At 73.9% G+C, this 9,062-nt stretch carries 7 protein-coding genes and 1 pseudogene; 4 read left to right on the top strand and 4 right to left on the bottom strand.

Annotated elements, in window-relative coordinates:
* Positions 1 to 405 (top strand): hypothetical protein (locus tag SM793_RS35740; RefSeq protein WP_320443306.1); only part of this gene is annotated, 405 nt, incomplete at its 5' end.
* Between the two features lie 118 nt (positions 406 to 523).
* Here the strand turns inward: SM793_RS35740 and SM793_RS35735 are convergent.
* Entirely contained in the window at positions 524 to 1,270 is a 747-nt protein-coding gene (locus SM793_RS35735; protein WP_320443308.1) for a helical backbone metal receptor, read from the bottom strand.
* A 264-nt stretch (positions 1,271 to 1,534) separates the two neighbouring features.
* On the opposite strand from SM793_RS35735, the gene SM793_RS35730 reads away from it, so the two are divergent.
* The 3 genes and pseudogenes from SM793_RS35730 to SM793_RS35720 form a co-directional block, all read left to right on the top strand.
* Positions 1,535 to 2,626: an ABC transporter substrate-binding protein gene (locus SM793_RS35730; protein WP_320443305.1), complete on the top strand. Its 1,092-nt coding sequence runs from the start codon at positions 1,535 to 1,537 to the stop codon at positions 2,624 to 2,626.
* A gap of 144 nt (positions 2,627 to 2,770) precedes the next feature.
* On the top strand, positions 2,771 to 3,805 hold the full coding sequence (locus tag SM793_RS35725; RefSeq protein ID WP_320443307.1) for an iron ABC transporter permease: 1,035 nt from the start codon (positions 2,771 to 2,773) through the stop codon (positions 3,803 to 3,805).
* Positions 3,802 to 4,587: pseudogene (locus tag SM793_RS35720) on the top strand (ABC transporter ATP-binding protein); the annotation flags it as partial. The gene SM793_RS35725 and the pseudogene SM793_RS35720, both read left to right, overlap by 4 nt.
* A 245-nt stretch (positions 4,588 to 4,832) precedes the next feature.
* Here SM793_RS35720 and SM793_RS35715 read toward each other — a convergent pair.
* The 3 genes from SM793_RS35715 to SM793_RS35705 form a co-directional block, all read right to left on the bottom strand.
* A complete protein-coding gene (locus tag SM793_RS35715; protein ID WP_320443304.1) occupies positions 4,833 to 5,831 on the bottom strand; it encodes an isocyanide synthase family protein in 999 nt (332 codons plus the stop codon).
* Positions 5,832 to 5,948: 117 nt separating this feature from the next.
* A complete protein-coding gene (locus tag SM793_RS35710; RefSeq protein ID WP_320443303.1) occupies positions 5,949 to 7,310 on the bottom strand; it encodes a cytochrome P450 in 1,362 nt (453 codons plus the stop codon).
* 56 nt (positions 7,311 to 7,366) lie between these two features.
* Positions 7,367 to 8,821, bottom strand: a complete 1,455-nt coding sequence (locus SM793_RS35705) for an MFS transporter (RefSeq protein WP_320443302.1) — start codon at positions 8,819 to 8,821, stop codon at positions 7,367 to 7,369.
* Positions 8,822 to 9,062 lie beyond the last annotated feature (241 nt).

Below are 9,062 nucleotides of genomic sequence, written 5' to 3'. Positions count from 1 at the left end.
GTCGCGGAGGTCGCGGAGGTCGCGGAGGTCGCGGAGGTCGCGGAGGTCGCGGAGGTCGCGGAGGCGATCGAAGCCCCCGCGTCGACCGTCGAGGTCGAGGTCGAGGTCGAGGCGGAGGCCGAGACTGAGGCCGAGGCCGTCGAGGAAACCGAGACGGAGACCGAGACCGAGACAGAGACCGAAACAGCCGGGCGCCCGGCGAAGCCGGAGTTCACGGCGGGGCGGCCGGTGACCGCCTACTCGGCGGAGGAACTGCTCGCGATCGTGCGCTGGATCGACACGGACGGCGTCGGGCGGAGCGACGAGGAGCTGCTCCGTGCGGCGATGAAGGAGCTGGGCTTCGCCCGACTGGGCCCGCGCATCAAGGAGGCGCTGGGCGCCGCCGTGACCGCAGCCCGCGTCTGACCGAGGCCGCACGGCCGCACCCGCACCACCCGGCACCACGACGGCCCCGGAGGCACGGTCCACGAACCGCGCCTCCGGGGCCGTGTCGTCGCTGCCGCCCGGACCCGCCCCCCCGGCCCTACCCCGCCCCGGCGGGCCGGGCCTGCCGGAGCTGCTCGGCCAGGACCGCCGGAGCCTCCGCCAGTGACGGCCCGTACCAGGTGAGGTGGCGTCCGCTCACCAGCGCGGCCGGGATGCCCGGGAAGGCTTCCGGGCCGTCCTCGGCGGTGAACCGGTAGGGCTCGTCGGGCAGGACGACCAGGTCGGGGCGGCCGGCGAGCAGCTCCGGCAGGGGCACGGCGGGGTAGCGTTCCGGCCGGGCCGGGTCCTCGGCGTGCGGGAGGTCGAGGCCGAGGCGGCGCAGCAGGTCGCCGGCGAAGGTGTCGTGGCCCAGCACCATCCACGGGCGGCGCCAGATCGGCACGACCGCCCGGCGGGCGGGGCCGGGCAGCGGAGGGACCTCGGCCCAGGCGGCCTCGGCGGCGTCCAGCCAGGCGGGGCGGGGCAGGCCGCAGCCGACGGTGAGCAGCCGGTCCAGGGACTGGAACGCCTGCTCGAGGGTGCGGATGTCGGTGACCCAGACCGGCAGTCCGGCCGCCCGCAGCGCGTCGAGGTCGGGCTTGCGGTTCTCCTCGTCGTTGGCGATCACGAGGTCCGGGGCGAGGGCGGTGATCCGGGCCGGGTCGGGGTTCTTGGTGCCGCCGATCCGGGGGACGGCCAGGTCGGCGGGGTGGCTGCACCAGTCGGTGGCGCCGACCAGCAGTCCGGGCGCGGTGGCGGCCACGGCCTCGGTGAGCGAGGGCACCAGCGACACCACCCGCCGCACCGTCCGGTCCCCACCGGCTGTCCCCGGCCGGGGCGGCGGCACGACGAGCCCGAGGTCGTCGAGCACCGGCGGGCCCGCCGGGCGGCCCGCCGCACGGCCCCCCGGCGCCCCACCCGTCGAAAGGAAACTCACCGCGCAACCCTAACCGTCCCTCCGGTGGTCGGGAGGGCAAAGTTCCGGGAACCGGCAGGGCACAGCGGCCGACTACCTGGTCCGGGTTCACAGGACGAACCCGAGCACGACCATTGACCAGGAGAGTTACTGATGCGCCCTCGCGTCCTCTGCGGTATCGCGGCAGCCGTCGCCCTGTTCGCCACGGGCTGTTCCAGCGGCGGTGACGGGAGCGGCGACACCACGAACGGCGGCGGAAGCGCACAGGCGTCCGCCGCCGGTGCGTTTCCGGTGAAGGTGGCCGACTGCGGGGGCAAGGAGACGACGGTCGCCCGGGCGCCGCAGCGGATCGTCACCACGGACGCGGCCGGTCTGGAGATGCTGCTCCAGCTGGGGGCCGGTGACCGCGTCATCGGGACGGGGTTCCCACCGGGGAAGGGCAGCCTGCCGGCGGCCGTGGCCGAGCAGGGCGCCAAGGTGCCGGTGCTCGGTGACACCCTGATCCCCAAGGAGAAGCTGCTCGGTTCCGGCGCGGACCTCTACGTGGACACCTTCGGGCCGATGCCGGGAATGGGCGCCGCGGGTGCCGGGCCGACCGAGGAGGAGCTCAAGGCGGTCGGCACGCAGCACGTGCTGCTGCTCTCCACGGCCTGCGCGAGCGGTCCGAAGGCCGCGTCCGGGCCGCGCACCGATCTGACCGGGGTGGCGGAGGACGTGCGCCGCCTGGGCGCGGTCACCGGGACGGCGGCCCGCGCCCAGGAACTGGTGGCCGCGATGGACCAGCAGATCACCGAGGTCAAGAACGCCACCTCGGGCGTACCGGAGGCGCAGCGTCCCGGGTACTTCCTCTTCGACTTCGACGCCGGTACAAAGCAACCGATGGCCGTCTGCGGCAAGCAGATCGCCAACGCGGTGATCACCCTGGCCGGCGCGCGCAACGTGTTCTCCGACTGCGACGCCGACTTCCGGCCCGTCTCCTGGGAGGACGTGGTGGCGAAGAACCCGGACTGGATCCAGCTCGCGGTGCGCAACCGGGGCAGCGAGGACGCCAACCGCAAGGCGTTCGACGAGGCCGAGGCGTTCCTCAAGGGCTTCCCGGCGACGCAGGGGCTCAAGGCCGTGCAGGAGGGGCACTTCCTGCGGATCGGCTCCGAGGTCACCACGATCGCCGGGATCCGCAACGCCGACGCCGTGCGGCAGATCGCCGCGACCGTCCACCCGGCGCTCGTCAAGAACGGTCAGTAGGCCGTGGCCCGCGCCGCCACCACCACGGGCGCCACCACTCCGGACGCCACCACTCCGGCCGCCGCCGATCCGAGCGCCACCGCGGGCGCCACCGACCCGGGTGCCGAAGCGCCCGCCCCCGCCCCCCGGCGCCGGGGGCGGACGCTGCGCCCCGGGCCGCTCGCCGCGCTGCTCACCGCCGCCCTGGTCGTCGCGCTGACCGCCGCCGTCTCGCTCGGCTCGGTGGACATCCCGCCCGGCGAGGTGTGGTCGGTGGTCGGCCGGCGGCTCACCGGGCAGCACCCGGCGCCCGGCACCCGTGACCTCATCGTCTGGCAACTGCGCGTCCCGCGCGCGCTGCTGGCGGCGGCGGTCGGGGCCGGGCTCGGCCTGGTCGGCACCGCGGTGCAGGCCCTGGTCCGCAATCCGCTCGCCGATCCCTACCTGCTCGGCATCTCCTCGGGGGCCTCGCTCGGGGCGGTGGGCGTGATCGTGCTCGGCACCGGCATGGGACTGTCGCTGACCGTCGGCGGGATCGCCGGACTGACCGTCTCGGTGGCGGCCTTCCTCGGCGCGCTCGCCGCGTTCTCCCTGGTGTGGCTGCTGGCCCGGCGCGGCGGCGGCTTCTCCCCGCTGCGCCTGGTGCTGGCCGGTATCGGCATCGGCCAGTTCCTCACCGGCCTGACCAGCTATCTGGTGCTGCAGACCGGCGACGAGCAGCAGACCCGGGGCGTACTGTTCTGGCTGATGGGCAGCCTCAGCGGCGCCACCTGGGGTCAACTCACTGTCCCCGCGGTCGCGGTGGTCCTGGGACTGGTGCTGCTCCAGGGTCGCGCCCGAGCGCTGAACGCGATGCTGATGGGTGACGAGACGGCGGCCGGACTCGGGGTCGACGTGGTCCGGCTGCGCCGGGAGATCTTCGCCGTCACCAGTGTGCTCACCGGGGTGCTGGTCGCCGTCTCCGGTGCGATCGGCTTCGTCGGCCTGATGGTGCCGCACGTGTGCCGGCTGCTGGTCGGGGGCGACCACCGGCGGCTGCTGCCGCTGTCCGCCCTCACCGGCGCCGTCCTGCTGGTCGTCGTCGACCTGATCGCCCGCGTCGCGCTCGACGGCCAGGAGGTGCCGATCGGCGTGGTCACCGCGCTGCTCGGCGCGCCCACCCTGCTCTACCTGCTGGACCGACGACTGGAGCGGAATTGAGAATCGCCGTCGAAGACCTGAGCGTCTCCCTCGCCGGGCGGACCGTGGTGGCCGGTGTCCACCTGGTCGCCGAGGAGGGCGAGATCGCCGGCCTGGTCGGTCCCAACGGCAGCGGCAAGTCCAGCCTGCTGCGCACCGTCTACCGGCATCTGCGGCCGAGTGCCGGGCGGGTACTGCTGGCCGGGCGGGAGCTGTCCGAGTTGAGTCCGGCGCAGTCGGCCCGGCACATCGGGGCGTTGCCCCAGGAGCGCGGCGGGGACTTCGAGTTGACCGTCCGCGAGGTGGTCGCGATGGGCCGGACCCCGTACAAGCGGGCGTTCGCCAAGGACGACGCCGAGGACCACCGGCTGGTGGCCGAGGCGCTGACCCGGGTCGGCATGGCGCACGCGCCGGACCGGGGGTTCGCCCAGCTCTCCGGGGGTGAGCGGCAACGGGTTTTGCTGGCACGGGCGTTGGCTCAGCAGCCGGACGTCCTGGTGCTGGACGAGCCGACCAACCACCTGGACGTCCGGCACCAGGTGGAGCTGCTGGCGCTGTTGCGCGAGCAGCGCCGGACCACCCTGGTCGCGTTGCACGACCTGAACGCGGCGGCCTCGGTGTGCGACCGGCTGCACGTGCTGCACCGGGGCACGCTGGTCGCCTCCGGGAAGCCGAGGGAGGTGTTGACCGCCGAACTGCTCGCCGAGGTGTTCGGGGTGCGGGCGGCGGTGATCGAACACCCGCTCACGGGTGACCCGTTGATCGCGTTCGACCACCGCGCGCCGGCCGGCGCGCCGGACCCGGGGGTGCCGGGTCCGGTCGCGCCGCCGTCGGGCAGGGGGGCGGGGAGTTCCGCGGGTGCGAGGGCAGGTGTGATCGCCCCGCCCCCGGTGACGCAGGTAGTGCCGGTGGCATCAGTGACACCAGCGACATCGGTGGTATCAGTGACACCAGGGACATCGGTGGTACCAGTGACACCAGCGACATCGGCGACCGAGGTCACCGTCCCTGCCTCCGCCGGTCTCCCCGCCCCGGCCTCCGTCGAACGTCAGGAGGTCTCGTAGTGGCTCGGGCGGCCGTTGCGCTCGACCAGTCGGCCGATCTTCGCCGCCTCCGCGCTGCGGATCAGCTCCCATTCCCCGTCCGGACGGTGGAGCACCGAGGAGTGCCACGGGGTCATCCACATGTCCGTGTGCTCCAGCAGCCGGATGCCGAACTTCAGCACCCCGACCTTCTGCGGGTGGATGGAGAGCCGGAACGACCGGGGGTGCTGCTCGGCGATCAGGTCGCCCCAGGCGCGGCTGCGCTGGATGACGCCGTAGGCGCGCTGGCGGCAGTCCTTCTGGAGGGCCGACTTGGTGCCGGTCCAGCCGAAGGTGTCCTCGGTGAGGAAGCGGGTGATGCCGCGATAGAGCTTGGCGGTCTCCTCGTCGGTCAGCACCTGCTCGCGCAACTCCTCCTTGGTCGGCGCGTACTGGGCGTGCACCCGGGCGCGCTTCTCGTCGAAGGGCAGGTCGCCGAGGACGGCCCGCAGGTCGAAGGTGTCGAGGTTGGTCAGCCCCTCGCGCTCGATCAGCGCGGACAACTCGTCGGAGTACTGGTCGATGTGGTCGTCCGGGACGTGGATGAGGTCCCCGAAGATGTGGCCGTCCGAGCAGATCAGGATCTTGGCGCCGGGCGCGTAGATCTTGCCGATCTCCTCGGCGAGCCGGTTGAGGAAGGTGAGCGACAGCCGCTCGCCCTCGTCGGGCAGGTGGCTGAGCACCTTGGCGAGGTTGGGCGACTTGCAGGGGAAGCCGGGCAGGGTGAACAGGATCGGGTCCCCGGCGGTGATGAAGTCCGCCAGCTGTTCCAGCTGGAGCGGGAAGTCGTCGGGGGCGGCCTCGACGTCCGGATCGGACGCGCGGCGGTGCGGCAGCAGCAGGTCGAGTATCTCGGCGGAGAGCCGGGCCACGGTCTGCTGGTCCGGGGCGGTGTAGACGGTGCCGGTGCTCTCGTTGCTGTCGGCCTGGGAGTCACTGGTGACGGTGGTGCCGGCGGGCGGCATGGTTGTCCTCCATGGAACGTTGTACGGGCTTCGGGCAGGCGGAGCCACGCCCCGGCGGTGGTCGCCGGGACGCTGCGGTGGATGCGGGGAGACGCGTCGGTGGTCCTTCGGGAGCGGTCAGTGCCGCCGGTCGTAGGCGACCGGGAGCCGGTTCACCCCTCGGGCGAGGACGGCGGGCACCCAGGCGAGCGAGTCGATCTCCTCGCCGTCGGCGACCGACGGGCGCAGCCCGGGGAGCCGGGTGAGCAGGGTGCCGACGGCGATCTGGAGTTCGGCGCGGGCCAGGGCGGCACCGGGGCAGAAGTGGATGCCGTGGCCGAAGGCCAGGTGCGCGTTGGGGGTGCGGTCGAAGTCCAGGACGTCGGTGTCCGGGAACTGCTCCTCGTCACGGTTGGCGGCGCCGAGGGAGACGATCACCGAGTCCCCGGCGGGCACGGTGGTGCCGTGCAGGTCGCTGTCGGCTCCGAAGAACCGCCAGGTGGTGAGCTCGAACGCGCCGTCGTAGCGCAGGAGTTCCTCGATCGCCCGGGTGAGCAGGCCCGGCTCGGCGGTGGGCGCGTCCGGGTCGAGGCTCGCGCGCAGCCGGTCGAGCTGCTCCGGGTGGCGCAGCAGGGTGATCAGCATGGTGGTGATCTGGTTGGTGACCGGCTCCTGGCCGGCGACCAGCAGCTGGAACACCATGGAGGCGAGCTCCTCGGGGCTCAACTCGCCCGCGTCGCAGGCGGCGACGAGCCGGCCGAGCAGGTCCACATCGGGCCCGGCGGGGTCGTAGGTGGCGCGCTTGTGGGCGACCACGTCGGCGATGTAGCCCTGGAGGCCGTGCAGCCGGCCCTCGTACGCCGGTCGGCCCGGGTCCTGCGGGCCGACCGGTTGCACCACCTTGCCCCAGTCGCGGTCGAAGCGCACCGCGAGTTCCTGGGGCAGGCCGATCACGGCCGCCAGCACCCGGAACGGGTAGTGGGCCGCGAAGCCTTCGACCAGGTCGGTGCCGCCGGCCGGGGCGGTCGGCGGGAGTTCGTCGATCAGGGCGTCGGCCAGCTCCTGGATGCGCGGGCGCAGTGCCTCCACCCGGCGCGGCGCGAAGGCGTCCAGGACGAGCTTGCGCATCGTCGTGTGCTTCGGCGGGTCCTGGTGCAGCAGGTGCACCTGGAGCTGGGAGTGCTGCGGCTCCGGCATGATCGAGGCGAGCTTGCGCCAGTCCTCGTTGCCCAGTGAGTGGTTCTTGCCGAGCCTGGGGTCGTTGAGCGCGGAGTGGGCCGCCTGGTAGCCGGTGACCAGCCAGGCGCCGACGCCGCTCGGGAAGGTCACCCGGTGGACGGGGCCCGCGGCCCGCATCCGCCGGTACAGCGGGTACGGGTCGCTCTTGTACTCCGGCCCGAACAGCGGTACCGGGTCGGGGAGTTCGTCGTACCCGAACGGGCAGCGCGGTCCGTCGGGCGTCTCGCCCGCCGCGGTCGGGTCGTGGACGGTGTCGGTCATTGCGGTTGTTCCTCCGGTAAGGATCTGCCGTGCGTAGGGGGAGGTGTGAGGTTCGGTCACACGCGGCTGCGGATCGTCCGGTCGGTTCCGGTGGTGCTCCCGCTGCCGGTGCTGCCGCCGGCGGCGGCGTCCTTGGGGCGGTTGTTGCGGTGGTGCAGGGTCAGTAGGCCGACGGCGAGGGCGGCGGCGGTGCCGGCCAGGGTGAGCCCGGCCCGGATGCCGGCGACCTCGGTGGTGCCGTAGAGCGTGGCGGCGGTGCCCAGCGCGGGGCCGAGCGCGAAGCCGAGGCTGCGGGCCAGTTGGACGGCCGAGCCGGCGGTGGCGAGTTGGTCGGGCGGGGCCGAGGTCATCACCAGCGCCTGGACCGGCCCGCCGTTGAGGCCCATGCCGACGCCGGCCACCGCGAGCCGCCAGGCGATGTCGACCGAGGACCAGCCGGTGTCGACCGGGACGAGCAGTAGCAGGCCGAAGGCGGTCACGGCGGCGCCGGTCAGCGCCGTCGGACGGGCGCCCCAGCGGTCCGCGAGCCGCCCGCCGAACCGGCCGGCGACCACCATGCCGAGCGGGAACGCCAGCATGGTGAGCGCGGTGTTGGTGGCGCTCTCGCCGTCGTCGCGGCGCAGGTACTGGGCGAGCAGGTAGTGGTTGGCGGCGAAGCCGGCCGCGAGGGCCAGCACCGAGCCGTTGACGGCGGCGGTGCCGGACGCGCGCAGCACACCGGCGACCGGCCGCCCGCCGGGGCGGCGCAGCCAGAACAGCACCAGCGGCACGGAGGGCAGCGTGAGCAGCAGCCACAGCGGCGCGTCCGGGGCCAGGGTGAGGCCAAGCAGCACGGCGGCGACCGCCGAGCCGATCAGCGCGGCGTCGCCGAGCGAGGCGCGGTCGGGCAGCCGCAGCCGCTTGCCGCCGCGCGGGGCGTCCTTACGGGCGATCAGCCAGGCGGCCAGGCAGATCGGCAGCTTGACCAGGAAGATCGCCCGCCAGCCGACGTGGTCGAGCAGCAGGCCGCCGATGACCGGGCCCATGACGGCGCCCAGCGGGCCCAGCGTGGCGGGCACGCTCATCGCGCGGCCGCGCAGCTCCGGGCGGACGGCGGTGGCCGCGAGGACCGGCATCAGCACGAACAGCACGGCGCCGAAGGCCCCTTGGGCGAGGCGGGCGGCGATCAGCCAGCTCGCCCAGGGCGCGACGGCGGCCAGGGCGCTGCACAGCGCGAAGCAGCCGACGGACAGCAGCAGGGCGGCGCGCAGGCCGACCTGGTCCAGCCACCGGCCGGCGGGCAGCAGCAGGGCCACCAGGGGGAGCTGGTAGCCGAGGACGGCCCACTGGGCGGTGGTCGGGGAGACGTCGAGGGCGTCCGCGATGTCGGTGAGCGCGAGGTTGACCACGTTCATGTCGAGCATCGCGACGAAGGAGATCAGGCCCGCGGCGAAGACCAGGCTCCACCGGTCCTCCGACCGGCCCGGGCCGTCACCCGACGTACTGATGGCGGGCGACTGCTGCGCTGCCATGGGTCATCCTCCGTTCCCCCGTGCTGTCCGGACACCACCTCGGCGGCGGCGTCCGGTACAGCAGTCGGAGATACCCCGGCTCGAGTTCCGAACAGGTGGGGGATTTTTACGGCTTGGCCGGATCATGCCCACAGTGGCCGAACCTGCCCGCTGTCGGCGGCTGCCGGGCGAGGGGGTGCCCACAGCCGGACGGGGGGGGGGGGGGGGCCGGGGCCCGGGGCCCCCCCCCCCCCCGGCGCCC

This window comes from Kitasatospora purpeofusca, assembly GCF_034043715.1.
In the GTDB taxonomy this organism is placed as follows: domain Bacteria; phylum Actinomycetota; class Actinomycetes; order Streptomycetales; family Streptomycetaceae; genus Kitasatospora; species Kitasatospora purpeofusca_A.
The sequence above is the reverse complement of the archived record's forward strand: the minus strand, read 5'-3'. Positions and strand labels throughout refer to the sequence as shown.